Origin of the sequence: Vogesella facilis (assembly GCF_042648525.1) — a bacterium.
GTDB lineage: Bacteria > Pseudomonadota > Gammaproteobacteria > Burkholderiales > Chromobacteriaceae > Vogesella > Vogesella facilis.
The window spans coordinates 41,353-68,247 of the sequence record NZ_JBHRXN010000002.1 but is presented as its reverse complement, the minus strand read 5'-3'; the positions used below and the strand labels follow the sequence as shown (position 1 = coordinate 68,247).

Genomic DNA, 26,895 nt, shown 5'->3' with positions numbered 1-26,895 from the left:
GTTCCTGATCATCCGCCGCAGCTTTGCCGACTACCTGTGGCTGTTGCTGCGCAAGGTGGCAGCGCCGTATCGCTTTGCGGTGGCGCAGCTGCCGCCGCTGTCGAAGAATGCGCTGCTGCAACTGCTGGACCCGAAGGCGGTAGCCACCAGCACCAAGAAAGTAGCGGCCTGACGCTGCCGTACCGGCCGCGGCATCACGGCGGCCGGTACGGCAGACACTGCTACGGGATGACGGCCTTGCGGCCAACCTTCCCTTCGCGCCCCGCTAGCCCTGCCCATCCGCAGAGCTGGCGGGGCGTTTCGCTTGCCGCGCTGGCGCCGCCCGGCCGCGCTCAGTCGCCAGCGCAGGCATGACCGTCACCGCCGGCAAGCGGGTAGGCATGATCGCCGCCGCGGTGGCGATCGGCGCATCCCGGCCCCAGCGCCAGCACGCCGCCTTGCCCGCCAGCCGGCCACACGCCCGGCGACTAGCCGCCCCCTGTCGCCGAAGCCCGCGCAGCCAGCCACAGCGGCACAAGGTTGGCCGCAGGGTGGTCGCCGGCCCTTGGGCAAGCAGACGCAGCCGGCGGATCGCCGGAGGCCTCGCAGGGCACGCACTTGCTTGCCGCGGCGCCAACCACGCCGCCACAGCCTTGGCGCAACTGGCGCCCAATGCAAAAGGCGGGCCATCGCCCGCCTGCCTTGCTGCGCCCCGCTACTGCTACGGCCTACAAATCCAGCACCAGATCGGAAGTCGGCCGGCTGCAGCACAGCAGGCGCAGGCCGTTGTCGATCTCGCGCGGCCGGATGCCGCCGTTATGCTGCATCGCCACCGTGCCGGCCAGCAGCCGGGTCTTGCAGGTGCCGCACATGCCGCTATTGCAGGACGACGGCACCACCACCCCGGCCTTTTTCGCCGCCAGCAGCACCGTTTGCGCGCCATCCATGCTGAAGGTCTTGCCCGAGCGCAGCAGCTGCACGGAGTAGCGCTGCGCCGGCGCCGTGCCGGTGGCAGCCGGTGCGGCAGCGCACGCAGCCGTCACGCTGGCAAAGTCGAAGCTTTCCTGGTGGTAGTGCGCCGGGTCATGCCCGCCGTGCTGCAGCATATCCCGCACCGCCTGCATGTAGCCGGCTGGGCCGCAGACGAACACCTCGCGCTCGCGGAAGTCCGGCACCGCCTGCTGCAGCAGCGCCAGGCTGATGCGGCCAACCTGGCCGTGCCAGCCGGCCTCGTCGCCGGCGCTGTCGCACAGCGGCAGGAAGCGGAAGGCGGCGGACAGGCGCGCCAGCGCTTGCAGTTCGTCGCGAAAGATAATGTCGGCCGGGCTGCGGGCGCTGTGCAGAAACACGATGTCGCGCTCCAGCCCCAGGTCGGCGCTGGCGCGCGCCATCGACATCAGCGGCGTGACGCCGGAGCCGGCCGACAGGTACAGCAGCTTGCGCGCCGGATGCTGCGTGGGGGTGAACATGCCGGCCGGGCCGTACGCCTGCAGGCTCATGCCCGGCTGCAGCGTGTCGTGCAGCCAGTTGGACACCGCCCCGCCCGGCACGCGCTTGACGGTAATCGACAGCGTAAACGGCCGGGTCGGCGCCGAGGAAATGGTGTAGCAGCGCGAGATCGGCTGGCCGTTGATGTTCAGCGCCAGAGTAAGGAACTGCCCCGGCTCATAGCTGAGTGGTGCGCCGGCCGGCGGGATGAAGACGAAGGTGGTGACGTCGTGTGTTTCGGCGATCACCCGGACACAGGTCAGCGTGGCCTGCTCGCCGCTCGACCATTCGCGGCCGGCGTGTTCCCAGCTACTGGCGGCGACGAAGCGGTCCGCCACGGCCGGGGCCGCAGCCACGGCAAGATGTTGCGCGCTAATCATGGCGGCCTCCCCTCAGATACCGTGCGCGTTCAGGCGCGCGGCATACCAGCGCGAGAACTGGTCGACATAGGTTTCGGTGAACGCGGAGAACGGGCCGGGCACATAGCCCGGGTCCTGCGTGCCGCGATGGGTGATCGCCACCAGGCTGGCGTCCTGCGCATTGGTGGCCAGCCAGACCTCGGTCAGCTCCTGCAGGTTGTAATCGACGCCCTCCACCGCGTCGGCGTGCACCAGCCACTTGGTACGCACCAGCGTCTTGTCCGGTGCCAGCGGAATGATGTAGCTGATCACCGCGTGGTCGCTCATCACGTGCGTCCACGAGTTGTGCGTCCACAGATGGGTGTCGCCAAGATCGCGGCGCTGCAGATCGCCAAACAGCTTGCGGCACGCCACCCTGGTGCTCAGGGTCTGCGATTCGCCATGCCCGGCGATCACCAGCTGCTGGGTGCGGAACTGCGTCACCGCGTCCACGTCCAGGTACTCCACGCTGGTGCCGGCGCCGACAAAGCCATCGTCCAGCCAGCTTTGCTGACACTTGGCGTTGCGGGCGTGGTAGTCCGCCAGTGCAGCTTTCGATTCCTCGCTGAGGTTGTCCGGGCAGAAGCCGAAATCCTCCGGCAGGAAGGAGGCGGTCAGTTCCGGGTGGGTGCCGCCGCAGTGATAGCACTCGCGGTTGTTCTCGATCACCAGCTTCCAGTTGCCATCCTCGATGATCTCGGCCTCGTGGGCGATCTTGCTATGCCGCAGCTGGTATGGCGCGAAGCGCGGCGTCATCACTTCTTCCAGGTGGGCGATGTCTGTCGGCGCTTCATCGGCCAGGCACACGAAGATATGCGTGCCGACGACCCTGGTGTGTACCGGCAGCAGGTTGCGGCACTTGCTGTCGAAATCCTGCCCCATATGGCTGGCATGGCGCAGGCTGCCGTCCAGCGCATAGGTCCACTGGTGGTAGGAACAGGTCAGCATGCCCACCGTGGACTTGCCGGCCGGCTTCAGCCGCGCACCGCGATGGCGGCAGATATTGCGGTAGCTGCGAATCTGCTCGTCGTCATCGCGCAGGATGATGATGGACGCCTTGCCGATGTCGACGGTGGAAATATCGCCCGGCTCGGGAATATCGGCGGTGACACCAACCAGAATCCAGTGCCGCTGGAAAAAGATTTCAACATCGGTATCCAGAATATCCTGCCGCCCGAATAACTCTCCCGGCATGCCATGCCCCGCCTGGCGGCTGCGCAGCAATTCGCGGTGGGTTTTCCAATTTTCTGTGGACATCGTCATTCTCCAATGTGTGTGTTGATACTGCACCGGCAGCACCTGACGACTCCAGTATTGGAATAATGTAAAAACCGGTCAACGCGCTATATTTTCACTTTGACATTACATTTATTAATGCGAAAAAGCCGGCTGGCGCGGCAAGAAATAGCGACTGCCCACAAGCAATAGGCGGGCAACATGGAAGGGGCAAGCGGCGAGAGCGAAAATGGTGGGACAGCGTGGGCAGACGGCCTCAGCAGCCGGGCGGTGGCGGCCGGGCAGCGGCGGGCTTAGGACAGCGCGCGGCGGTTCGCCCGCATGCCGACCAGGGTGAACAGCAGCCAGAACGCCTGCGACACGAACGCCGCCAGATTGAAATCATGGGACAGCGAATACAGGCTGCACAGGCAGCCGGAGATATTCAGGTAGGCATAACTGTTGGCATCCATGCGCAGTTTTTTCAGCTGCACCAAGGCATAGGCGATCACATAGCATGCCGTGCCCAGCAAGCCCACCAAGACATGTATTCCCATGAATTTCAATCTGAATGCATTAGTTGCAAGACTATTTAACTGCCGGCTGCCGGCCATTGCCGCGACAAACCAATTCACATAAATAGCACGGCTGTTTTACACAAAAATCATGGCCAGCAAACGGCAAGCGGCCGCAAACGTTGGCCGCAGCCGACCGTTATTGCCGCCGGCCCCGGCCAGGCTGCTGCGCATGATAACGAGCACCCCGCCGGCTTTCTCTGACAGCCATCAAGATTGCGGGCGGTGACCGCGCCGCGCGGCCGTCGCCTCACAGCTGGAAGGTGCTGATCTGCGCGGAAAGCGCCTCGGCCTGGCGCTGCAGCGACTGCGCCAACTTGCTGTTGGCATCGGCGTGGCAGGTGTTCTCCTTGGCCATGCGGGCAATGGTTTCCACATTGTCCGCCACCTGCTGGCTGGCCGCGTGCTGCTGGTGCATCGCCACCGAGATCTCATGCGCGGCCTCCTGACTGGCCAGGCTCTGCGACAGGATGCTCGACAGCGTCTGGCTGGCGGTCTGCACGCTGCCCGAGCTCTGCTCCATGCCGGCCCGCGCCGCGCTCATGCCCTTGGCGGTGCGCTCGGTGTCCTGGCTGATCGTCTCCACCAGGCCGCGGATCTCCTCGGTGGCGGTCGAGGTGCGCTCGGCCAGCTTGCGCACTTCATCGGCCACCACGCCAAAGCCGCGGCCGGCATCCCCCGCCCGCGCGGCCTCGATGGCGGCATTCAGCGCCAGCAGGTTGGTCTGGTCGGCAATATCGTTGATGACCTGCACGATGCGGCCGATCTGGTTCGAACTCTGCTTCATGGATTCGACCTCCGCGCTCAACTGGCCGATCTGCGCGGCCAACTGCCGGATGTCCAGCAAGGTCGCCTGCATGCGCTCCTCGCCGGCGCCGGCCTCGCGCGCGGTGGCCAGCACCCGCTCGGCACTGCGCCGCGCCTGCGCATTGGCCTGCGCGATGCTGCTGCTCACCTGTTGCACGGCTTCGGCCATCGCGGCGGTGGACTCCGCCTGCTTGCGCGAGGCCAGCGACACCTCGCCGGCGTTGTTGGTCAGCTGCAGCGAGGTGTCCGCCACATCGGACACCGTATGCCGGATCTGCTGCACCAGGCCGGAAAGCGACGCCGCCATGTGATTGAAGCTATTGGCGATCTGCGACAGCTCGTCGCGCGAACCCAGCTCGACGCGGGTGGACAGCGCCCCGTCGGCCAGGCGCTGCGCATCGTTCTTCAACTTGACCACCGCGTTGCGGATCGACAGCGTGGCGCCGACGAACAGATAGCCGCCGATCAGCACCAGCAGCAGCGCCGTGCCGACCACGGTGAGCCGCAAGGCCGACAGCTGCCGGATGCGCAGCTCGGTGCGCTGGCGGAATTCGGTCAGCACCAGCCGGCCCAGCGCGTGCAGTTCGGCCGCCGTGCGATCCATCAGCTTGAGCTGGTCCAGCGGGTCGGTCAGGATCAGCACCGCTTCCACGTAGTTCTTGTTGAGGAATCTGGCGGCGCTGCCGAGCTGGGCCGCGGCTTGCTGGCTCTGCCTGGCCAGCGCCGCATAGCCCGGATCGTCCCGCTCGATGCCGCGCTGCACCCGGCCCACGCTCTGCTCGGCGGCCTGCGACAGAAAGCTGGCCAGCGCCCCCAGCCGGCTGCGTTCCGCCTGCTCGATGGTATTGCGCGCCGCGATCAGCGCCCCCAGCCCGCGCGCGCTGCCGGCGTGTTCGCTGGCCGGCAGCACGATAGTGAAAAACAGGTCCTGCAGGTTGCGCGTGTCGTTGTCCGGGTCCAGCGACATGCCGGACTGGCTGGCCACGCTGTACAGCCAGTCGAGCTGCTGCTTGATGACTGCCGTATGGCGCGCCAGGTTGTCCTCCGGCTTGAGCTGCGGCCAGGCCTGCAGCTGCGCGTCCAGTGCCGCGCGCACGCCCAGCCAGCCCGGCTTCACCCCCAGGCGGTCAGCGGCCAGCGCCTGATCTATCTGCTGCATCGCGGCGCGCATCCGGCTGGCGGCCTGCTGCCGTGGTGCGGCCAACTCGCGCTTGCCGGCCAGCAGCAGCGCGCTGAGGTCACGGTGCTGCTGGCTGGCGGCCAGCAGTTCGAAGCCGGCCAGCGCCAGCGACTCGCCGGCCAGCTCCTGCTCGCTCTCGCCGATCTGGCTACGGTAGGTGCGGTCCAGCATGTACAGCATGTAGATGGTGGGCAGGATCAGCACGCTGGCGATGAGCAGGAACTTGGCGGACAGCCTGAGGCGGCCCATCAGCAGCGTAACGGGGACGAACAACACATTCATGATTTGCAACCTCAACCCTGGAGAGAAAATCGGCCACAGGTGCTGCCTGCTGCCGCACTGGAAATAAAGCGCCATGCGCCGGGCCATCACGCCGCCCGGCCGCCACGACACTCTGGGCGGCGTGCTGCGGCCAACATGGTTGGCCGCAGGCATGCCACGCCGATAAACCGCCATCGCGCATAACAACCGCGGCGGCAGGTTTATAAAACCGGGATTCTCGACAGGTGATTCAGTTGTTTGTCAGGTCCTCACGCAGGCAGGCAATCAATTCCTCCACCACGGGAGAAACCGTGCGCCCCTGCGGCACGACAACATAATATGAATCAGTGACTTTAAGAGATGCCACTGGCAATCGCACCAGCTCACCAGTGGCCAATAGATCGTGTACCAAACGGCCCCAGCCGAGGATAAGCCCCTGCCCGGCCAGCGCCGCCTGGACCGCGTCGGTATACAGGCTGCAGCGGAACGCATAATGCAGGTATTGCGGCCGGTAACCCACGGCGGCAAACCACTCCTCCCAGCCCATCCAGCCTTCCGAGGTGGTATCGGATTCGATCAGCGCCATGTCGGCCAATTCGGCCAGCGACGCAGGCACCGGGTGCGCTTGCAGCCAGCCGGGCGCGCACACCGGGAACACCTCTTCGTCGAACAGCAGGGCCGCCGTGCCGGCTTGCCATTTGCCGCTGCCAAACCGGATGGCGACGTCGACATCCTTGTGCAGCAGGTCTGCGGTAAACATCTGGGTGGTCAGCCGCAATTGCAGCTGCGGCAAACGCTGTCTTAGCTGTGCCAGCCGGGGCAGCAAGCGGAACTGCGAAAACGCCGCGGTGGTGGCGATGATTATCTGTTGCTGCTGCGGATATTTCGCCAGCCGGTCAAATACCCCGGCGATCTTCTGCATCGATTCGGACACCACCTGGTACAGCGCCTCGCCCTCCCGGGTCAGCCTGATGGCGCGGTGCAGGCGGTGAAACAGCTGCACGCCCAGGGTCTCCTCCAGCGCCTTTACCTGGCGGCTTACCGCGGCCTGGGTCACGCCCAGTTCGTGCGCCGCCACCGTGAAACTGCTCAAGCGCGCCACGGCCTCGAACTCGACCAGGGCCGTCATCGACGGAATCAGCCGCCGGTAGCCCCGGGTCTTCTCGCCTGCTGCCTTCATCTGTGCCCGCGCCTTCCCGTATTGGCAATGCCGCCCTGCCGCGCCAAATCAGCTGTCGGCCCATTCGCTCATCATGGTGCCGACTTCCTCGACCAGCCATTCGCGGAAGCGGGCATACTCCACCCGCAGCTTGGCGTTTTTATGGGTAATCAGGTAGTGATGGCGGTCGTGGAACACCAGTGCGTCCTTCACCGGCCGGATCAAGCGCCCCTGCTCCACCTGGCGGTGCACCAGGTGATGCCAGCCCAGCAGGGTGCCCTCGCCCACTTCGGCCTGCTGCACCAGCAGGCAGTAATCGTTGCTCTCCAGATAATTCACATCGCTGAGCAGGTTCGATTCATCGCCTTTTTGAAACCAGTTGCGCCACACCCGCCAATCCACGTGCTCGCACACCTGCCCCCGCCCCAGCGACGACAAATGCAAGGTTGGCCGCGCCAATAACTCCAGCGGTTTCAATTTCTTGTTCTGAAAATGCTTGTCGTAAAAAGCCTGGCTGCACACCGGGTAAACAATGTCATGAAACAAGGGCTCCACTTCATATTCGGTTTCCCGCGGCGGGTTCTTGGTAATGATTACATCCGGCTCCAGTAATTCATCCAGCTCCATGAAATGATCGGTCACGATCACATGCAGTTTCATGTCGGGATATTTCTTGCGCAGCGATGGCAGCCGGAACGACAACCACAGCGAAGAAAAGGCATGCGACACACAAATAGTGAATGCATGTTTTTCCGAACGCCGCACCGACTCCGCCGCCTCGGCAATATTCATGATCGACAGATAGGAGGCGTTATAAAGAATCCGCCCGGCTTCGGTAAGCGCGATATGCCGCCCGGTGCGCTCGAACAGCGCCACATCCAGCGAATCTTCCAGCTCCTTGATCTGCCGGCTGATGGCCGCCTGGGTAACACACAATACTTCCGCGGCCTGGGTGAAACTCTCATAACGCGCCGCGGTGACAAAACATCGCAATGCACGCAACGATGGCATCTGCGCCAAAAGTCGGTCAGTAAATAACTGCTTCTTCTGCATAGCTACCACCTTGAAATCGTATGTATCGGAGCGTGGCCGGGCGCCAGCAACTCACCTTGAAAGACTTTTGCGCAAGCATGCCGTGCAATGCGGAAACACAATGACGAAATCATTATCCGCACCGCCATTCGGCCACAGGCATTTACCTGGCGAGCGCAGCAAGTCTGCCACGCCACTCTTTACATGACAACAAACCCAGACATACAGCAAACAAAGGTAATAGCTTTATAATCAATTACATAGCAAACAAATCAAAAATAGTTTCCGGTTCGTAACGCGCTTTAAAACCACAGCCAATAATTAATCCGCTTCGCAGCCGCGGCATTCGCCCGGCAGCGCTAATACCATTCACCCGCCAGCAGGCGCAATCAAAACAGCCCGGCCACCGCGGCCGGGCTGGCGTACGACACCGATTAGTCCAGCTTCAGCCAGGTAGTCTTCAGTTCGCAGTACTGGTCATGCGCATAGATGGACTTGTCACGACCGCCGAAACCGGACTGCTTGAAGCCGCCGAACGGTGTCGACAGGTCGCCTTCGCCGAAGCAGTTCACCGTCACGGTACCGGCGCGGATGCGTGCCGCCACCTTGTGCGCGTTGTTGACGTTGTCGGTCCACAGCGAGGCGGCCAGGCCGTAGCAGGTATCGTTGGCGATGCGGATCGCCTCCTCTACATCAGTGTATTCAATGACACACAGCACCGGGCCGAAGATCTCTTCGCGGGCAATGCCCATGTCCGGGGTCACGTTGTCGAAGATGGTCGGCTCCACATACCAGCCGCCAGTCTCCACCAGCGTGGCCTTGCCGCCGCATACCAGGCGCGCGCCCTCGTCCTTGGCGCTTTCGATGTGGCCGAGCACTTTTTCGTAGTGCCGCTTCTCGATCAGCGCGCCGAGCTTGACCTCCGGGTCCAGCGGGTCGCCGGTTTTCCAGCCCGCCAGCACCTGCTGCATCTTCTCCAGCAGCGCCGCTTTCATGCCGGCCGGCACCAGCATGCGCGAACCGGCGCTGCAGTTCTCGCCCATGTTCCAGAACGCCGCGGCCACCGCCTGCTCGGCCACCACGTCCAGGTTGGCCACGTCGGGCAAGATCAGCTGCGGATTCTTGCCGCCGCACTCCAGCACCACCCGCTTGAGGTTGGTATCCGCCGAGTAGTGCAGGAAGCGCTTGCCGGTTTCGGTGGAGCCGGTGAAGGCGATCAGGTCGACATCCGGGTGGATGCCCAGCGCCTGGCCGGCACTCTGGCCAAAGCCGGTCACCACGCTGAACACGCCGGCCGGCAGGCCGGCCTGCAGCGCCAGGTCGGCAATGCGCAGCGTGGACAGCGAGGTCTGCGCCGCCGGTTTCACCACCACGCTGTTGCCCACCGACAGCGCCGGGCCGAGTTTCCACGCCAGCATCAGCGCCGGGAAGTTCCACGGCAGCACCGCGCCCACCACGCCGATCGGCTCGCGGGTGATCATGCTCACCACATTGGCGCCGGACGGCGACAGTGCGTCATAGCGCTTGTCGGTCACCTCGGCATGCCAGCGGATGCAGGCGGCGGATTCCGGAATATCCAGTGCCAGGCATTCGCCGATCGGCTTGCCGGCTTCCAGCGCCTCGATCAGCGCCAGCTCGTCGGCGTGCTCCTCGATCAGCTCGGCCAGGCGGGTCAGCACCGCCTTGCGCTGTGCCGGCGCGGCCTTCGACCACACGCCGGACTCGAAAGCCTCGCGGGCGGCCACAACCGCGCGCTCGACATCGGCGGCATCGCAGCGGGCCACTTCGGCCAGCGGCTTGCCCGTGGCCGGGTTCAGGGTGCTGAAGGTCTCGCGCGATGCCGCGTCACAGCGCTGGCCGGCGATGAAGGCACGGCCGTCGATGGCCAGCGCTTCCGCTTGCTGCTTCCACTCTTGATAAGTTGTCATGTTCTATTCCTCACAAAATTAAAGAGGGGCCTCGAAAACCCCGGCTTGCCAAGCGAGACCAGGCGCGAATGAAAAATTCCGACGCCGCATATGCTTGATATGCAAGGCGGAATTTTTGGTGCGCACGCAGTATCGCGACGAAAGCGGGCGTTTTGCGGGGTGCCCTACAGCTCGGCCCCTGCCGAAAACTCCTTGGCCCAGATCGCCGCGGAAACACCGATGTCCACGATCGGCCGTACCGGCAGCACGCGCGGGCGCGCCTGCTGCAACAGCTGCTCGACCAGCTCGTTGTCGTAACCCAGCGCATGCTCGGCAATCAGCTTGCCGGAGGCGGAACCACGGCTCAGGCCCAGGCCGTTACAGCCGATCGCCTCGAACACCCCGTCGCTTTTCTTACCGAACAGCACACCGTTGTTGGCCGACAGGCACAGCGCGCCGCCCCAGGTGTATTCCAGCGCGACGTCCGGCAGCATCGGAAAGCGCCGCTCGAACGAGCGCTGGTGCAGACGCCTGGCCTTGGCAAGATCGGCGGCGGATACCTGGACATTGGGACGGAACGCGAAGTGGTTGCGCACGCAGATGCGGTCGTTGCCCAGCCGCCGTACGGTGGTACCCATCGGGTCGGCAGGAATCAGCGCCCACGAACGTTGGCCGCCAAGTGCGCGGCTCTCCGCCGCCGTCAGCACCCGGCTCATCGAGGCAAAGGTGTACACCGGCAGCAAGCCATTCGGATGCAGGCCGAACCTGGCCGCATAGGCATTGGTGCAGAGGATCACCCGCTTGGCGGTGATCCGGCCGCCATCGAAGCGCAGCAGCTGCGAGCCGCCCTGCGACGCGATGTCGCGCAGCGCACTCATCTCGAACACCGTCACATTGCCGGGCAGGTTGGCCGCCAGACCACGCATCAGCGCGGCCGGCTGGGCGGTGCTGCAGCCGGGGGTGAAGATCGCCCCCTGGTAGAAGCCCGTCCCGGTCACCTGCTGGATGGCGGGCTGATCCAGCCACTGGAACGGCTCGTCAATCCGCCCCAGGCCATCGGCAAAATGCGCCAGCGCCGACTGCCCTTTCTGGTTTACCGCGGCGTGAAACTTGCCGTCGTCGCGCCAGTCGCAGGCGATGTTGTGCTGCCGCACCGCGCTGCGCACATAGTCGATGCCATGGCGCTGCAGACGCACATCCGCCTTGTCCGCCGCCACACTGCGCGAGTAGCTCTCGCTGCTGATGTCGTGCGGCAGGTCAACGAAGAAACCGGAATTCCGCCCGGCCGTCGTGCGCCCGATCCGATCTGCCTCCACCAGCGCAATCGAAGCCTCCGGTGCCAGCTCGGCCAAGCGCCGCGCCGCACACAGGCCGGTGATGCCGCCGCCGACCACCACCCAGTCAAACCGGCTGTCAGACGTCACCTTGTGGGCCGGGGCAGCAGGCGGCAGGCATTCCCACCAGCCGTTCACCCCGTCCGGTGCCGGCAGCCGAACGAATTCCAGTTTCGCGTCCATGTCAGATCACTCGCTACGCAGCAGCGGGGTCACCAGCTTGGCAAAGGCCTGGCACTCGTCCGCGGTGAGCGTGCCCAGCGGCGCGCGGGCCACGCCCACCGGCTTGCCGGCCAGTTCGCAGCCGTAGCGCACGTACTGGATGAACTTGCCGCTGCGCTCCAGCAGCTCCAGCACCGGCAGCAGCTGCGCCATCAGCTGGCGGCCGGTGGCAAAGTCGCCGCGCTTGACGCAGGCATCGAACAGCTCGGTATGCGCTTCCGACAGGAAGTTGGAGGCGCCGCCCACCCAGCTCTTGGCGCCCCAGGCGAAGAACTCCAGCGCCTGGTCATCCATGCCGCAGCTGAGCACCAGCTTGTCGCGGAAGTGCGTGGCCAGGTGGTGCAGGTGCGAGACATCGCCGGTGCTTTCCTTCATGGCGATGAAGTTCGGGCGCGCCAGCACCACTTCCAGCACCTCGTCGCTGATGGCGGTACCGGTACGGGCCGGGAAGTTGTACAGCATGATCGGCATGTCCAGGCTGTCGTCCACTTTCAGCAGGTGCGCCAGCAGCTCTTCCTGCGTCGGCTGCGCGTAGTACGGCGCGGCCACCAGCAAGGCATTCAGGCCGGCACGCTTGGCTTCCTGGCCCAGGCGGATGACTTCGCGCGTGGTGGTGGCGTTGATGCCGGCGGTCAGAAAGCTCTTGTCGCCGGCGGCGGCCGCCACGGTGTTGAACGTCTGCACGCGCTCGTCGAAACTCAGCGCGTAGTATTCGCCGGTGGTGCCACCTACTCCCAGCCCGGCAACCCGGCCGGCCAGATCCGCGGCATGCTTGCCCAGCAGATCATGGTTAATCTCCCCGTCGGCGTGGAACGGGGTAACGAGTGGCGTATGAACTCCCTCAAAACTCATGACATTTCTCCTTGTTGAGAAAACATGCCGCAGCCTTCGTCATTACTGCCGCCATAAGGCGGCATTTCCCAAAGCGCAGCGTTTAAAAAGCAAAAGCCGTCCCCGGCATGCTGAAAATCAGCATGGCCTGTTAATTGACCACAGCGTCCCTGCAGGTTGGCCGCAGGGAATCGCTGCGTCAGAAATTAAATGTGTAAATCCGCATGCGGATAGAAAGGAAACCTACTGCATAAATCTCTTACCCGGCCCCGTACCGCACGTTCCACCTGCTCGTCGCCCTCCGGGCTATTGCCAAGCGCAGACAGCACGTCAAGTATCATCACCCCGATTTCTTCAAACTGTGCGGTACCGAATCCGCGACTGGTGCCGGCCGGCGTGCCCAGCCGAATACCGGTCGCCGGCAGTGGATTTTCCTGCTCGAATGGCAGCGCAATGGTGTTGCAGGTAATACCGGCCCGCTCCAGCGCCTTTTCCGCCTGCGCGCCGCTAATATTCTTGCTGCGCACATCCAGCAGCAGCAGGTGATTGTCGGTGCCGCCGCTCAGCAGACGCAGGCCACCGGACTGCAATACCTTGCCGAGCGCCTGGGCATTGCGCAGCACCAGATCGATATAACCGAGAAACTCGGGGCGCAGCGCCTCGCCAAACGCCACCGCCTTGCCGGCCAGCACATTCATCAACGGCGCCCCCTGCAGGCCGGGCGACACCGCCGCGTCGATTTTCTCGGCAAGGTCGCCACGATTGGTCAGCACAAAACCCCCACGCGGCCCACGCAAGGTCATATGGGTGGTGGCGGTGACCACATCGGCAAAGCGCAGCGGGTTCTGATGCCGCCCCGCCGCCACAATGCCGGCCATGTGCGCCATATCCACCAGCAGCATGGCGCCCACGCTGTCGGCGATTTCGCGGAAGGCCGAAAAATCCAGGCTGCGCGGATACGCGGCATAGCCGGCGATGATCAGCCGCGGCCGGTGCTGCTCCGCCAGGCGCAGCAGCTGCTGGTAGTCGATACGGCAACTGTCGGCGTCCACGCCATAGGTGACCAGCTTGCCGGCACTGCCGTAATGCCCCTGCCCGCTGGCAAAGCCCGGCAAGCCGCCAGCCGCTGGCGACATGGCCAGCATGCTGTCGCCGGGCTTGAGCAGCGTGCGCAGCACCGCGGCATTGGCCTGTGCGCCGCAATGCGGCTGCACGTTGGCATAGTCCGCGTCAAACAGAGCCCGGCAGCGGTCGATTGCCAGCGCCTCCACCCGGTCTACGTGCTCACAGCCGGCGTAATGGCGGTTGGCGGGATAGCCCTGCGCATACTTGTTGCCCAGCACCGTGCCCTGGGCTTCCAGCACCGCGGCGGAGACGAGGTTTTCTGACGCGACCAACTCGATCTGCGCGTGCTGGCGACGAAACTCCAGCGCGATCTCGGAGGCGATCACCGGGTCACGACTCATGAGTGTTTCAGAAAAGAAGCGCGCGTTCTCGTTCACAGGGATACTCCGGAAGCCATTGTGCAAAGCACGTCACACAAGCCAGAAAAATTACCGGACAGATACAACGATTCTCATGCCATTGCAGCGATGCGATTATCTGGCTCTCCGCAAAAAAACCGCGGAGAGCCAGGTCGATATTATTGCTGCAGCCAGGCTTTCAGTTTTTCCGGATGGGTATCAACAAACTTCTTCGCCGCGGTGGCATAGTCGTTGGTGTTATTGCCTTCGAACTCGATGGCTTCCACATCGGCCAGTGTCATCTTGAATTTCTTCATGAACACATTGGTGCGCGGGAACTTGCCGGCAAATTGTTTGGACGCAAAGGCGTGAATCTTTTCCTCACCGCCCATGGTGCCTTTCGGGTCGTCCAGATAACGCATTTTCCATTTCTGGAACAGCCAGTGCGGGCTCCATACCGTGGCCACGATCCACTGTTTGGACTGGTAGGCGCGCGACACACCGGCCAGCATGCCGGCTTCGCTGGAAGTCTGCAGGTTATAACCGGCCAGGTTATAAGCCTTGACGGTATTTTGCGATGCCTGGGTTACGCCGCTACCCGGCTCGATGCCCTGAATAATGCTATTCAGCTTGCTTTTCACTTCCGGCTTGTTCAGGTCGGCAATCGACGACACCAGAGACTTGGGCACATAATCCGGCACGACCCAGCCGTTTTTACCGCCGGTATAGATGATGCTTACATCATCCATATCGTTTTTATATTTTTCGTAGTAGGTGCCGTGCGTAACCGGCAGCCAGCCACCGACCATCAAATCCAGATCACCACGGGCTACGCCTTGATATTGAATCCCGATGGCGGCCTGCACGAACTGCACCGGCTGATTCAGCTTGGTTTCCAGTACGTACTTGACCACGTTGGCCACCGACAGCACATCCGCCCAGTTGGTTACCGCCAGCTTCACCGGCTCGGCGGCGGACGCTGCGGGAGCAAAAGCGGCACCGAATGCCACGGCAACCGAGATTGCCAGCTTCTTTCCAAGAAGCGCTTTATTCTTCATGTGATTCTCCTTTGTGACTACAGAATTTTAAAATTTCACGGCTTAATGTTTTACCGCGTTTTAAAACAAACTCCGTACTACCTACTGCGGTAGATACAGCCAGAAAACAACTGCATCGCCACCCAATACCCCGGCAATATCGCCAGCAATCACTACACTGCCCGGGAGTAATCAGTCACAACAACCAGTTAAGCCTTGCCGCCGGTACCTGCCTTATTGAAACGGTTTGCCGGTTTCGATTTTTTCGACTTGACGCCAAAACTCTCGGTCAAGCGATCCAGCACGATAGCCAGCAGCACTACGCCCAGCCCGCCTTCAAAACCGATGCCGATATCGAGACGCTGAATACCGCTGAGCACATATTCGCCCAGGCCGCCGGCACCAATCATCGAGGCCACCACCACCATGGACAGCGCCATCATGATGGTCTGGTTTACCCCGGCCATAATCGACGGCAGCGCATTCGGCAGCTGGATCTTCCACAACAGCTGCGCATCGGTACTACCAAACGAGCGGCCGGCCTCCAGCAATTCTTCACGCACCTGGCGAATACCCAGCGTGGTCAGACGCACTACCGGCGGCATGGAGAAAACAATGGTGGCAATAACCGCCGGCACCCGCCCCAGGCCAAACAGAATCACGGCCGGAATCAGGTAAACAAACGCCGGCATGGTCTGCATGAAATCCAGCAGCGAGCGCAGAATTACTTCCACCCGGTTATTGCGCGCGCCCCAGATACCCAGCGGCACACCCAGTGCCAGACTAAAGAAGGTGGCCGCAATCACCAGCGCCAGGGTCGAAATCGTCTGGCTCCACAGGCCCATATACTGGATTGCCTGCAGCGCCAGCCCGACAAACACGGCAAACACAATGCCGCGACGCCAAATGGCGATGCCGACCAGAAAAACCAGCATGGCGGCGAACGGCACAATACCGAGGCCATCTTCCAAAAGCTTGACCACGGCGCCGAGCCCGGCAGAGAATGCGTCGAAACCGGTTCTGAAATGCAGAAACAGATAATTGACGGTTTCTTCTACCGATTTACCGATAATTGACGAGTTCATACGCCCCTCCGTTCCATTACCTGTTTGAGTATCGTGCGGCAGGACACCACACCCGCCAGATTTCCGGCGCCATCGATTACCGGCACATCATGTTCCTGGCTTAATGAAATGGCCGCCAATTGATGCAGGTCTGCATCGAGCGTTACCGTGCTGATGCCCGGGATAAACGCATGGCGAATCGCGCCGTCCGCCGATTTGTGCAGCGTTTCCGGCGTGACACAGCCTTGAAAGCGGCCATACTCGTCGCACACGTAACCACATTCGGCACCACTATCGATCAGCTGGTTAAGGTATTTTGCCGCCGGGGCATTCACATCACAGCTGATCAGGCCTTTTTCCACCTTGCTCAGCATGCTGGATGCCTTGAGGAAACGCGAAATATCCACGTGCCGGAAAAAATCACGCACATAATCGTCGGCCGGTGAATGAATCAGCTCGGCCGGCGTGCCGACTTGAATCAGACAGCCATCCTTCATGATGCCGATACGGCCACCAATCTTGATTGCTTCTTCAATATCATGGGAAATAAAGACAATCGTGCGCTGCTCCTCCCGTTGCAGGCGCAGCAGCTCGTTTTGCATTTCGGAACGGATCAGCGGATCCAGCGCGGAGAACGCCTCGTCCATCAGCAATACCGCCGGGTTTACCGCCAGCGCCCGGGCCAGGCCGACCCGCTGCTGCATGCCGCCAGACAGTTCGTTCGGAAACAGCTTTTCATATGAGCCCAGGCCGACGCGAGTCAGCGCCGCTCTGGCAATCTCGTATCGCTCCGCCTTTTTCATGCCGGAAACTTCCAGGCCATAGGCGATATTGTCCAGCACGGTGCGGTTTGGCAGCAGCGCAAACGACTGGAATACCATGGCCATTTTCTGGCGGCGGACTTCACGCAATTCCGCGGTAGACATCGGGGCGATATCGCGCCCTTCCAGAATTACCTTGCCGGAAGTCGGTTCGATCAGGCGGTTTAACAGCCGCACCAGCGTGGATTTGCCCGAACCGGACAACCCCATGATGACGAAGATTTCACCGGCCTTGACGCTGAGACTCACGTCATTTACTGCCACCATATTGCCGGTTCTGTCGAAAACTTCATTACGGCCAAGACCCTGCTTTAGCAGATCCGCTGCCCGCTCGGGTTTTTGCCCGAATATCTTCGACAGATTTTTGACCGTAAGAACATCGGCCCCGGATGCCGTCACGGGCACCACGGCTTCCTCTATTGCAGCTGAACTGCTTACATCGTTCAGTGCATATTTCAGATTTGGGGTCATTCTCTTATCCCAATTTGCAAGTTCAAGAAATTGGTGCTCTCAATACCTGTCACCTGCTGCCTGCAGCGCTGGCTCTGCGATTTGGTTTGACGGGCTGTAAGCCAGCCATTCCACAAAACCTTCCCGGCATAATGGTGAAGCAATCGAAAGCAAACGTTGCAAGCAGCACAAGCCATACAAATTGGACTCGTTACACAGTGCCCGGAAACAGCCGTCATCTGCGTGTAATGCTTAACTACAGCGTATCAATTCTATTCACTGCATCCAGTTACATTTTCTGCACCCTTTCACATACTTTTGGTAATGCAGTTATGCAAAGCCCGCGGCGGCGACCATGACAGCGGCGCAACGCGGCCGCCGCCCGGCACGGCGCACAAAGACCCGCCGTACTGCAGCAAGCGCCAAGCCGGCGGGGTGGTGCATGGGGATGGAGCCGTCAGGTACTGCCGCGGCAGGGGTTGGGGGGGATCACCGGCGGCCGGCACGACACGGCGAAGGTGGGGTGCGCTTGGCGTAGCGCCGGCGCCGGCATACGCAAGGTTGGCCGCAACGGCAGGCCGGCGCTGCGGCCAACCTTGGCATGACTAGCCGCCCCGCACCGCCCCGCGACGCCAAGCCAAGCACACCGCCCCGTACAGCCGCCCTACCCCGCCCGGCAGCGCGCTGCCGGCCAGCGCCGCCGCGCCGTCCACCTGCAGTTTTGTATAAAAATGATAACGATTTGTATTTGTTTTGATACATGGATACACTGCGGCGCGAGCCGATTACTGCCGCGTCTAAAAGTTCCCATGACATTGACGATTTCTGCCCGCTTCTCCCAGCAGCTGCCGTTTGCCGTCCGCCAGCTCCCCCTGCTCAGACAGTTGCTCGACAGCGTGCAACAGCGTGGACATTGGCGCGGCGGGGTGCGCCTGCGCGGCCACAAGCAGCTGTCCAACCACAGCCCCATCCGCTCGCTGCCCGTGGCCGGGCTGGAGCTGGCCATCCCGCTGACGCACGGCCGCAGCCAGGCGCAAGCCTGCGTGCAGGTCGGCCAGCGCGTGCGCAAGGGCGAGGTGATCGGCGATGGCCCGGCCGGCACGGTGTGGGCGCACGCCTCTACCTCCGGCGTGGTCACCGCCATCGACGACTGCCCCGTGGCCGATGGCGAGCAGCGTCAGCCGGCGGTGCGCATCGCCGCCGACGGCCTGGATGAATGGGCGCCGCCCTGCCACCCGGACGGCCCACTCACGCCCGGCCTGCTAGCGGCATTCGCCATGCAGATGGGGCTGGTGGGGCTGGGTGGCGCCGGCTTTCCCACCGGGCTGAAGCTGCAGGGCGCCAGCCCGGACACGCTGCTGATCAACGGCGCCGAGTGCGAACCGTTCCTGACCTGCGACGACCGCCTGATGCGCGAGCGCGCCGGCGAGATCATCGCCGCGGCGGCGCTGCTGGCCAGCGTGTTCGCCATCGGCCGCGTGCGCATTGGCGTGGAACCCAACAAACCGCAGGCCATTGCTGCGCTGCGCCAGGCCGCAGCCGGCCATGAACGCCCGATCGAAGTGCTGCCACTGCCGCTGCGCTACCCCGCCGGCGGCCAACCTTTGCTGATCAAGAGCCTGACCGGGCGCACACTGCCGCCCGGCAAACTGCCGGCCGAGGTGGGGGTGATGGTGCTGAATGTCGCCACCGTCTACGCGCTGGGGCGCGCCGTGCTGCACGGCCGGCCGCTGGTCAGCCGCATTGTCACCGTCAGCGGCGCGGTGGCGCAGCCGGGCAATGTCGAGGTGCCGATCGGCCTGCCGGTGGCCAGCGTGCTGGCGGCGGCGCAAGCGCAGGGCGATGGCTGCGTGCACGTGGGCGGCCCGATGATGGGGCGCACGCTGGCCGACGCCGGCGCCGTGGTCAGCAAGACCACCAGCGGGCTGCTGGTGCAGGCCGGGGCCTTCCGGCCGGCGGCGGCGGCCAGCCGGCCGTGCATCCGCTGCAACCGCTGCGTCGACGCCTGCCCGATGGCGCTGCGCCCGCTGCAGCTGCTGAGCGCCTGCCAGCAGCAGGATCGCGCCGCGCTGCAACAGGAACAGCTGGGCGCCTGCATCGAATGCGGCGCCTGCAGCCATGTCTGCCCGAGCAAGCTGCCGCTGCGCGACAGCTTCCGCCAGGCCAAGCGCACCATCTGGCTGGGAGTACGGCCATGACGCTGCGGCCCACTACCGTCCACGGCATCATGCTGGCCGTGGTGCTGGCCCTGCTGCCCGGCACCGTGCTGCATGCCTGGCAGTTTGGCGCCGTGGTCTGGCTGCAGGCCGGCTGGTGCATCCTGCTGGCGCTGCTGGTGGAAACCCTGTGCCTGCACCTGCGCCGCGAGGACATCCGCCACGGCCTGGGCGATATGAGCTGGCTGGTCTGCGGCTGCCTGATGGCGCGCGCGCTGCCGCTGCTGTCGCCGCTGTGGCTGATGGCGCTGGCCACGCTGGTGGCGCTGGGGCTGGTGAAGCATGGCAGCGGCGGCCTGGGCAAGAACCGCCTCAACCCGGTGATGGCCGGCCTGGGCGTGGTGGCGGTGTGCTTCTACCAGTTGCAGTACCCGGCGCCCGGCTTCCACGCACCGTGGACGCTGCAACTGGATGTCGCCACCATCCTGCAGCAACAGCTGCTGCTGGCACCGCGCCTGGAGCTGGACGCGCTGAGCAGCGCCACGCCGCTGGCGCACGAGCTGCTGGACAGCCCTGCGCCGCTCGTGTCGTGGAGCGGCTACCTGGCCGGCGGCCTGCTGCTGGGGCTGTTGCGGGTGAGCCGGCTGGAGATCCCGCTGGCGATGATGGCCAGCTCGGTGCTGCTGTGCATGGCCGCCGGCCACAATCTGCAGGAAAGCCTGCACAGCCTGACACTGGGCGGCTATATGTTCGCGGCGTTCTTCATCGCCACCGACCCGGTGACCAGCCCGGACTGCAAGGTTGGCCGCATCCTGTTCGGGCTGGCCATCGGCGTGGTGACCGAGCTGGTGCGCGAGTTCGGCCTGTACGCCGACGGCCTGTGCTTTGCCGTGCTGGCGGCCAATATGCTGGTGCCGCAGCTGAACCAGCTGGCGCGCAAACTCAACCCGCCGGGCCTGGGCTGGCACAGCGTGCGCAAGTAGCCCGCCCCGCAGCGGCCGGCAAGCAAAACACCCCGCACATCGGCGGGGTGTTGCTTTATGTGGCGGCATGGCTTGGCCGCCGCCAGCTCAGGCGCGGCTGGCGGCCAACGTTGCCCTGGCCTGCCGCTGTTTGTGGCGGCGCGCCAGCCACTGGTACACCCCGCTGGCGGACAGCAGCGCCAGGCCCGCGCCGGCCAGCAGCAGCAGCACGCGCAGCGGCCAGCCGCCGATGCTGCCGGTGTGCAGGCCGTACACCCAGCTGGTGAGCCGCACCGCCGGCGCCGCCTGTGCCACCGGCGTTACCCGCAGCAGCCGGCCGCTGTACGGGTCCACCTCCACATTGCTGCGGCCGTTGGGATGCAGCTCGCCGGCCTGCCGCCAGCGCAGCAGCAAGGGCTTGCCCGCTTTCGATTCATATTTGATGTCCACCAGCCGCGCGCCCGGCAGCGCCTGCGCTGCGTTGCGCACCAGCAGGTCCAGCGGCAGCCGCGCCGCACCCGGCGCCGGCTTGAGCTTCAGCTTGGCCGGCGCGTGGTAGCCATACCAGCCGTTGATCCAGCCATTCACCGGGCGGTTAAACACCTGGTAGGCACCGGTCAGGCCGGCGCTCAGCAGCAGCACGCTGCAACCCATGCCCACCAGCCGGTGCAGATCGCCCAGCCACACCCGCGCGCCCTTGCCACGGCGCAGCTGCCAGGCGCGCGACCAGTCACGCGGCCACCAGTACACCAGGCCGCTGATGGCCAGCAGCATCAGCAGCAGCGCGCAGATGCCGCCCAGGGTTTCGCCGGCCTCGCCCAGCAGCAGGGTTTCGTGCAGTTGCAGCAGCCAGTCGAACAGCCCCTGGCCATCGGCCTGGTCCGAGGCTATGGCGGCGCTGCCGCCGTCCAGCCACAGGCGCCGCTCGGCATCCGCCAGATGCAGCCGCACCTGCACCGCCTCGCCGGGCGCGGCAAAGCGCAGGTTGAAATCGGCGCCGGGATAGCGCGCCAGCACCGCGTCGGCCAGCGCCTGGTAGCCGGCCACGTTGGCCGCAGGCGCCGGGCGCAGGCCGCCGGCGGTTTCGATTTCGGCGCGGAACACCAGCAGGCTGCCGCTAAGGCCCAGCAGCAGCAGGAAACCGGCGCAGCCCAGGCCCAGGTAGCGGTGCAGCAGTATCAGGTAACGTTTCATGAAGTATCCGGTGCCGGCATGCGTGACATGCCAGGCGGGTGAATTGGGTAAACAGCCGGTTGTGGCATTGCAGCAAATTGTATCACGAACGATAATTCGTCGCATTTACAACAAGACCAAGCTAACACGCATGAAAACGCCCTCCCTGCTTTCCACCACCCTGCTGCTGGGCCAGCTGCTGCCCGCCGCCAGCCACGCCGCCGATGCCGGCGACAGCACCGAGCTGGCCACCGTGGTGGTAACCGCCCCCGCGCAGCAAGCCAACAGTTACCAGCCCGCCAAGTCCGTCAGCAGCGGCTACGAGCGCGCCGCGCTCGACACGCCGCAGGCAGTGGCGGTGGTGCCGCCGCAAGTGATCCGCGACCAGCAGGCGCGCACGCTGCAGGAGGCGGTGAACAATGTCAGCGGCGTGGTGGAGACCAACACCCTGGCCGGCATCGCCGACAGCTTCATCCGCCGCGGCTTTGGCAGCCGCGGCGACGGCAGCATCCTGCGCGACGGCGTGCGCGCCGCCACCTTGCGCAACTTCGGCGTCACCAGCGACAGCGTGGAGGTACTCAAGGGGCCGGCTTCGCTGCTGTACGGCATCCAGGAACCGGGCGGGGTGATCAACGTCATCAGCAAGAAGCCGCAGTACAGCCAGCAAGGCAGTGTCGGCCTGCGCAGCAGCAGCTTCGGCGGCGGCGCCACCGACTTCGACCTCACCGGCCCGCTGGGCGACAGCGGCCTGGCCTACCGCGTGATTGGAGAACTGGAAGAAAGCGACTACTGGCGCAACTTCGGCAACACCCGCCGCAAGCTGATCGCGCCGTCGCTGGCCTGGCAGGACGGCAGCAGCAGCGCCCTGCTCGCCTACGAATACCTAGACTTCAAGACCCCGTATGACCGCGGCACGGTGTTCGCCAACGGCAAGCCAATCAATATCCCGCGCGAACAGCGCCTGGACGAGGCCTGGAACATCGCCGAGGGCACTTCGCAGGCGCTGAACGGCAGCTACAGCCGGCAGCTGAACGACAGCTGGCAGCTGAAGGCCAACCTAGGCTGGAACCAGCTGCAGTACAGCGACAACCAGGCGCGCCCGGTGTCCTACAACGCCACTACCGGCGTGCTGACCCGCCGCGCCGACGGCAACCGCGGCTTCGACAACACCACCCTGCTGCTGTCCACCCGCCTGCAGGGCGATGTATTGCTGTTCGGCCAGCGCCACGAACCGGCCGTGGTGCTGGAAAGCGAACAGCTGCGCGAGGCCAAGGGCGACGTGCTGCAAGGCGTCAACAACAGCAGCTTCAACGTCTACAACCCGGTGTACGGCACGCTGGCCTACCCCAGCAAACTCAGCAGCAGCAAGAGCGACACCCGCAGCGACATCGACACCCAGGCGCTGGTGCTGCAGGACAACTGGGACTTCGCCAGCGGCTGGACCGCCAGCCTGGGCAGCCGCTACCAGCACTACCAGCAGGAAGACGGCAGCGGCCGCCCGTACAGCATCACCGCCCGCAGCAGCGGCGACGTGCTGCTGCCGCAGCTGGGGCTGCTGTACAAGCTGGCGCCGCAGTGGTCGCTGTACGGCAACTACAGCGAATCGTTCAAGCCCAACACCGCCAGCGACGGCGTGAGCTTCGACCCGGAGCGCGGCATCGTGCACGAAGTGGGTGGCAAGTACGAACACGGCGGCATCAGCGCCAGCCTGGCGTTGTTCCGCATCGAGAAAAGCAATGTGCTGGTGAGCGAGAACGATGTCAGCCGCGCGGTGGGCAAGGTGCGCTCGCAAGGGCTGGAGCTGGATGTCAGCGGCCAGCTGACTCGCCAGCTGTCGGTGATCGCCAACTACGCGCACACCGACGCCAAGGTCACCGAGGACCTTGCGGCCAACGTTGGCAAGCAGCTGTTCAACGTGCCGCGCCATAGCGGCGGCGTGTCGCTGGCCTACGACTTCGGCCGCGACGCGCAGGGTGCGCGCTGGCGTGCCGGCGGCGGCATGCGCTATGTCGGCACCCGCCAGGGCGACGCCAGCAACAGCTTCGAACTGCCGCGCTACCAGGTGACCGACGCCTTCGTCGCCTGGCAGAGCAAGCTGGGCGCCAACAAACTGGACGTGCAGCTGAACGTGAAGAACCTGTTCGACAAGACCTACTACAGCTCCAGCAGCGGCAGCGCGCTGCAGGTGAAGATCGGCGACCCGCGCGAGATCAGCGTACAGACCCGGCTGTCGTTCTGAGCCTTGCCGCCAGCGCCGGCCCGGCTAGCGCGCCAGGCCAAGCAACACCCCGGCCATTGGCCGGGGTGTTTTGCGGTGGGCAGCGTGCCGCGCTGACGGCACGACGGCGCAAAGGTTGGCCGCATGGCTGGCGCGACCACGCTCTACCGCCCGCCAAGGCGACAGGCCACGGTGCACGCCCTTAACGCCGCGGCCAGCGGCGATCCGCATGCTACCGGCCCGCTTGCGGGCAGCACGCCCCGGTGTCAGCCCCGGTATTGCGCGGTGCTGACCTGTTCCAGCCAGCTCACCGCGCTACCCTGCAACTGCTCCTGGATGGCGATGTGGCTCATCGCCGTGCTGGGTGCGGCGCCGTGCCAGTGTTTGCAGTCGGCCGGAATGGTCACCACGTCGCCGGGGCGGATCTCCTGCACCGCACCGCCCCACTGCTGCACGCGGCCGCAGCCGGCGGTGACGATCAGCGTCTGCCCTAGCGGGTGGCTGTGCCAGGCGGTACGCGCGCCGGGTTCGAAGGTCACCAGCGCGCCGGAGCCGGCGGCGGGGGCTTGCGGCGCAAACAGCGGGTCCACCCGCACGCTACCGGTGAAGCATTCGGCCGGCCCCGGGTAGGAGGCTTGCGCACCGGCGCGGGCCACCACCAGCTTGCCGGCGGTGGGGATGGTTTGTTCAGTCATCTTGGTTCCTTATTTGCAGTCTGGCTCAGGTCGGGCGATGCGCTTCATACAGCCACTTCACCATCGCCGGATCACGGTGATCGAAGAAGGCGCTGCTGCCGGTATCCAGCGTGGCGATGGCGGCCATGTCCGCCGCGCTCAGCTCGAAATCGCCGATGGCGAAGTTCTCGGCCATGCGTTCCGGCCGCACCGATTTGGGAATGGCCACCACCCCGCGCTGCAGCAGCCAGCGCAGCACCACCTGCGCCACTGTGCGGCCATGCCGCGTGGCGATGTCTTGCAGCAGCGCATTGCCGAACAGGTTGTGGCGCCCCTCGGCGAACGGCCCCCAGGATTCGATCTGTATGCCCAGCTGCTGCAGGAACTGCGCGCTGGCGCTCTGCTGGCAGAACGGGTGGGTCTCGATCTGGTTCACCGCCGGTAGCACCTGGTTGTGCAGCACCAGGTCCATCACCCGGTCCGGCTGGAAGTTGCTGACGCCGATGGCGCGGATGCGGCCGGCCTGGTACAGCGCCTCCATCGCCCGCCACGAGCCGTGCACGTCGCCGTAGGGCTGGTGGATCAGGTACAGGTCCAGGTAGTCCAGCTGCAGCCGCGCCAGCGAGCGGTCGAACGCCTGCAGGGTTTTGTCGTAGCCGCTGTCGTGCAGCCACAGCTTGGTGGTGATGAACAGCTGTTCGCGCGGGATGCCGCTGGCGGCGATGGCGCGGCCAACTGCCGCTTCATTGCCGTAGGAGGCGGCGGTATCGATCAGGCGGTAGCCGGTGCGCAGCGCGGCGGCCACGCTGGCCTCGCACTCGGCGGGGTCGCTCATCTGGTACACGCCGAAGCCCTGTAGCGGCATCTGCACGCCATTGTTCAGTGTGGTGGTCTGCATGCGGTCTTTCCTTTCGCAGCGTTATGGTTTCGTGCGCGCCAACTGCGCGTTGTCGGCCTGCGGCGCCCGCGCTCGGGCATGCGCCGGCAGGATCAATAGCAGCGTCACCAGCAGTGCCAGTGCCAGCATCACCGCGCTGCCGTCCATCACCATGGCGATGCGGTGCGCCAGCAGCGGCGCGCCGGCCAGCTGCACCGGCACCGCGGCGGCGAACACCACCACCAGCACGCCCAGGCCGATGGCGCCACCCAGCTGGTGCGCCACGTTGACCAGCCCCGAGGCGGCGCCGGCGTCGTCGCGGCTCACCCCGGCGACGGCGAACACGGTCAGCGGCGGCAGCACCACCCCCTGGCCCAGGCCGATCAACAGCATCGGCAGCGCAATACCGCTGAAGTAGTGCGTGCCGGCCGATACCTGCCCCAGCCAGGCCAGCCCGGCCAGACACGCCAGCAAGCCGATGGCCAGCAGCCGGGCGCCGCCGAGCCGCGGCGTCAACCGCGGCACCAGCATGGCAGAGACGAAATTGGGCAAGGTGGTGGGCAGGAACGCCAGCCCGGCCTGCAAGGGGGTGAAGCCCAGCACGCCCTGCAGGAACTGGGTGGTAAAGAACCAGAACCCGACCATGCCGCCCAGAAACAGCATGCGCGCGGCGTAGGCGCCGCTGCGCTCGCGGCTGGCAAACAGCCGCAGCGGCAGGATGGGCTGGCGTACCCGCGCCTCCAGCAGCAGGAAAGCACCCAGCAGCAGCAGCCCTGCGGCCAACGTTGTCAGCGTCAGCCAGTCGCCCCAGCCCTGCTCCGCCGCCCGCACCAGGCCGTAGACCAGCGCGGTCATGCCCAGGGTGGAGCTGGCGGCGCCGGCGATATCCAGCCGCCCGCCCTGCCGCGGGGTTTCGTGGAGGTAGCGCCGTGCGCCCAGCATCAGCACGGCGCCGATCGGCAGGTTGATGAGAAAGCCGGCGCGCCAGGAAAACAGCTCGGCAAACAGCCCGCCCAGCACCAGCCCCAGCGTGGCGCCGATGCCGGCGGTGGCGGCATATAAGGACAGCGCGCGGGTGCGCTCCGGCCCTTCGGCAAAATGGGTGGACAGCAGCGCCAGCGTCGCCGGCGCCAGGATGGCGGAACCCGCCCCCTGCAGCGCCCGTGCGGCCAACAGCCAGGCCGGCGTCTGCGCCAGCGCGATGGCCAGCGAGGCCAGGGTGAAGATCGCCAGCCCCAGCAGCAGCATGCGGCGGCGGCCGAGGATGTCGCCGGCGCGGGCGCCCAGCAGCAGCAGCCCGCCCAGTGCCAGGGTGTAGGCGTTCTGCACCCAGGACAGCCCGGCGGCGCCAAAGCCCAGCCCGGCCTGGATCTTGGGCAGGCCGGTAATGACGATGGAGACGTCGATCAGGATCATCAGATAGCTGGCCATGATGATGGCCAGCACCGCCCGGCGGTTGGCGGGCAGGCTTGGTTTGCTGCTCATTGCGTGTTCACTCCCGGCTGGCGGCGGCCAGCTGCGCGCGGCGTAGGCGACGGGCCGGCGCTCCGTCGGGGATGCTGCGGCGCGCGCCCAGGTTCAGTAGTCGGTGCATGTGTGGCTATCCGTGCGC

At 64.9% G+C, this 26,895-nt stretch carries 20 protein-coding genes; 3 read left to right on the top strand and 17 right to left on the bottom strand.

Features of this window, described 5'->3' with window-relative positions; translation table 11 throughout:
- Positions 1-707 precede the first annotated feature (707 nt).
- The 13 genes from ACFOLG_RS01445 to ACFOLG_RS01385 all read right to left on the bottom strand — a co-directional run bounded on the left by ACFOLG_RS01445 (position 708) and on the right by ACFOLG_RS01385 (position 17,244).
- Complete coding sequence (locus ACFOLG_RS01445; RefSeq protein ID WP_386087647.1) at positions 708-1,847, bottom strand: FAD-binding oxidoreductase; 1,140 nt, start codon at positions 1,845-1,847, stop codon at positions 708-710.
- A gap of 12 nt (positions 1,848-1,859) precedes the next feature.
- Positions 1,860-3,122: an aromatic ring-hydroxylating oxygenase subunit alpha gene (locus tag ACFOLG_RS01440; RefSeq protein ID WP_386087645.1), complete on the bottom strand. Its 1,263-nt coding sequence runs from the start codon at positions 3,120-3,122 to the stop codon at positions 1,860-1,862.
- Positions 3,123-3,394: 272 nt separating this feature from the next.
- Positions 3,395-3,637: a CBU_0592 family membrane protein gene (locus ACFOLG_RS01435; protein WP_386087643.1), complete on the bottom strand. Its 243-nt coding sequence runs from the start codon at positions 3,635-3,637 to the stop codon at positions 3,395-3,397.
- A 268-nt stretch (positions 3,638-3,905) separates the two neighbouring features.
- Positions 3,906-5,924: a methyl-accepting chemotaxis protein gene (locus ACFOLG_RS01430; RefSeq protein WP_386087641.1), complete on the bottom strand. Its 2,019-nt coding sequence runs from the start codon at positions 5,922-5,924 to the stop codon at positions 3,906-3,908.
- 229 nt (positions 5,925-6,153) lie between these two features.
- The gene (locus tag ACFOLG_RS01425) at positions 6,154-7,083 is read right to left on the bottom strand and encodes a LysR substrate-binding domain-containing protein (RefSeq protein ID WP_386087639.1); all 930 of its coding nucleotides are present in this window, start codon (positions 7,081-7,083) and stop codon (positions 6,154-6,156) included.
- A gap of 48 nt (positions 7,084-7,131) precedes the next feature.
- Entirely contained in the window at positions 7,132-8,115 is a 984-nt protein-coding gene (locus ACFOLG_RS01420; RefSeq protein ID WP_386087637.1) for a LysR family transcriptional regulator, read from the bottom strand.
- A gap of 413 nt (positions 8,116-8,528) precedes the next feature.
- On the bottom strand, positions 8,529-10,022 hold the full coding sequence (locus tag ACFOLG_RS01415; RefSeq protein WP_386087635.1) for an aldehyde dehydrogenase: 1,494 nt from the start codon (positions 10,020-10,022) through the stop codon (positions 8,529-8,531).
- 164 nt (positions 10,023-10,186) lie between these two features.
- Positions 10,187-11,518, bottom strand: a complete 1,332-nt coding sequence (locus tag ACFOLG_RS01410; RefSeq protein ID WP_386087633.1) for an NAD(P)/FAD-dependent oxidoreductase — start codon at positions 11,516-11,518, stop codon at positions 10,187-10,189.
- Between the two features lie 6 nt (positions 11,519-11,524).
- Complete coding sequence (locus ACFOLG_RS01405) at positions 11,525-12,409, bottom strand: dihydrodipicolinate synthase family protein (RefSeq protein WP_386087631.1); 885 nt, start codon at positions 12,407-12,409, stop codon at positions 11,525-11,527.
- 185 nt (positions 12,410-12,594) lie between these two features.
- Positions 12,595-13,890, bottom strand: coding sequence for a serine hydroxymethyltransferase (glyA, locus tag ACFOLG_RS01400; RefSeq protein ID WP_386087629.1), 1,296 nt, complete (start codon positions 13,888-13,890; stop codon positions 12,595-12,597).
- A 140-nt stretch (positions 13,891-14,030) separates the two neighbouring features.
- On the bottom strand, positions 14,031-14,909 hold the full coding sequence (locus ACFOLG_RS01395; RefSeq protein ID WP_386087627.1) for a glycine betaine ABC transporter substrate-binding protein: 879 nt from the start codon (positions 14,907-14,909) through the stop codon (positions 14,031-14,033).
- A gap of 188 nt (positions 14,910-15,097) precedes the next feature.
- On the bottom strand, positions 15,098-15,973 hold the full coding sequence (locus ACFOLG_RS01390; RefSeq protein WP_386087625.1) for an ABC transporter permease: 876 nt from the start codon (positions 15,971-15,973) through the stop codon (positions 15,098-15,100).
- The gene (locus tag ACFOLG_RS01385) at positions 15,970-17,244 is read right to left on the bottom strand and encodes a quaternary amine ABC transporter ATP-binding protein (protein WP_386087623.1); all 1,275 of its coding nucleotides are present in this window, start codon (positions 17,242-17,244) and stop codon (positions 15,970-15,972) included. Before ACFOLG_RS01385 ends, ACFOLG_RS01390 begins: the two co-directional genes overlap by 4 nt.
- Before the next feature lie 788 nt (positions 17,245-18,032).
- Between ACFOLG_RS01385 and rsxC the strand changes: the two genes are divergently transcribed.
- The gene (gene rsxC, locus ACFOLG_RS01380; protein WP_386087621.1) at positions 18,033-19,421 is read left to right on the top strand and encodes an electron transport complex subunit RsxC; all 1,389 of its coding nucleotides are present in this window, start codon (positions 18,033-18,035) and stop codon (positions 19,419-19,421) included.
- Positions 19,418-20,362, top strand: a complete 945-nt coding sequence (locus tag ACFOLG_RS01375; protein WP_386087619.1) for an RnfABCDGE type electron transport complex subunit D — start codon at positions 19,418-19,420, stop codon at positions 20,360-20,362. The genes rsxC and ACFOLG_RS01375 overlap by 4 nt, the downstream gene beginning before the upstream one ends.
- An 87-nt stretch (positions 20,363-20,449) precedes the next feature.
- Here the strand turns inward: ACFOLG_RS01375 and ACFOLG_RS01370 are convergent, their stop codons facing one another.
- Positions 20,450-21,535, bottom strand: coding sequence for a PepSY-associated TM helix domain-containing protein (locus ACFOLG_RS01370; protein ID WP_386087617.1), 1,086 nt, complete (start codon positions 21,533-21,535; stop codon positions 20,450-20,452).
- A gap of 130 nt (positions 21,536-21,665) precedes the next feature.
- Between ACFOLG_RS01370 and ACFOLG_RS01365 the strand changes: the two genes are divergently transcribed.
- Positions 21,666-23,753 carry a TonB-dependent siderophore receptor gene (locus ACFOLG_RS01365; protein WP_386087615.1) on the top strand — a complete coding sequence of 696 codons (2,088 nt, stop codon included), beginning with the start codon at positions 21,666-21,668 and terminating at the stop codon, positions 23,751-23,753.
- Positions 23,754-23,998: 245 nt separating this feature from the next.
- Here the strand turns inward: ACFOLG_RS01365 and ACFOLG_RS01360 are convergent, their stop codons facing one another.
- The 3 genes from ACFOLG_RS01360 to ACFOLG_RS01350 are packed head-to-tail and all read right to left on the bottom strand — an operon-like array spanning position 23,999 to position 26,768.
- The gene (locus ACFOLG_RS01360; protein WP_386087613.1) at positions 23,999-24,427 is read right to left on the bottom strand and encodes a (R)-mandelonitrile lyase; all 429 of its coding nucleotides are present in this window, start codon (positions 24,425-24,427) and stop codon (positions 23,999-24,001) included.
- Between the two features lie 25 nt (positions 24,428-24,452).
- Positions 24,453-25,304: an aldo/keto reductase gene (locus ACFOLG_RS01355; protein ID WP_386087611.1), complete on the bottom strand. Its 852-nt coding sequence runs from the start codon at positions 25,302-25,304 to the stop codon at positions 24,453-24,455.
- 21 nt (positions 25,305-25,325) lie between these two features.
- Entirely contained in the window at positions 25,326-26,768 is a 1,443-nt protein-coding gene (locus ACFOLG_RS01350; RefSeq protein WP_386087609.1) for an MFS transporter, read from the bottom strand.
- Positions 26,769-26,895: the final 127 nt, after the last annotated feature.